Source organism: Bacillus sp. GbtcB10, from assembly GCF_019091365.1.
GTDB lineage: Bacteria > Bacillota > Bacilli > Bacillales > Bacillaceae > Bacillus > Bacillus altitudinis.
Genome location: NZ_JAGXJP010000026.1, coordinates 1 through 395, shown reverse-complemented (window position 1 = coordinate 395; position 395 = coordinate 1). Strand labels below are relative to the sequence as shown.

Annotated in this window: 2 pseudogenes; one reads left to right on the top strand and one right to left on the bottom strand. The window is 37.2% G+C overall.

The annotated features are described in order from the left end of the window. Positions 1-87: pseudogene (locus KVT11_RS19560) on the top strand (YjzD family protein); the annotation flags it as partial. A 37-nt stretch (positions 88-124) separates the two neighbouring features. On the opposite strand, the pseudogene KVT11_RS19555 reads toward KVT11_RS19560, so the two are convergent. After that, positions 125-395 (bottom strand): annotated as a pseudogene (locus KVT11_RS19555) (type VI secretion system ATPase TssH); the annotation flags it as partial.

Sequence of the window (395 nt, the reverse complement as noted above, 5' to 3'; positions counted from 1 at the left end):
CAAGCGTCTATTTTCTCAGTTGTTCTTGCAGTATTCGTACTAGCAATTGCAGCTGCAATTCCAAACGAGCCAGTAGAACAACACTAAAAAAAGAGTCCGGATTTTATCCGAACTCTTTTTTGTTTTACTTCACATGAACGACTAATTCGTTATTTTCTACATCAACAACTACGTGACTATTGTCAGTAATTGTTCCTGCAATTAATTCTCGTGCTAATTTCGTTTCCACTTGACGTTGTACGTATCGTTTTAATGGACGAGCTCCGTACATTGGGTCGAAACCAGCTTCCACAACAAATTCTTTTGCTGCATCTGTTAATTCTACTGTAATGTGACGGTCAGCTAGACGACCTTGTAGTTCTTTTACAATTTTATCAACAATGCTTTTAATTTCA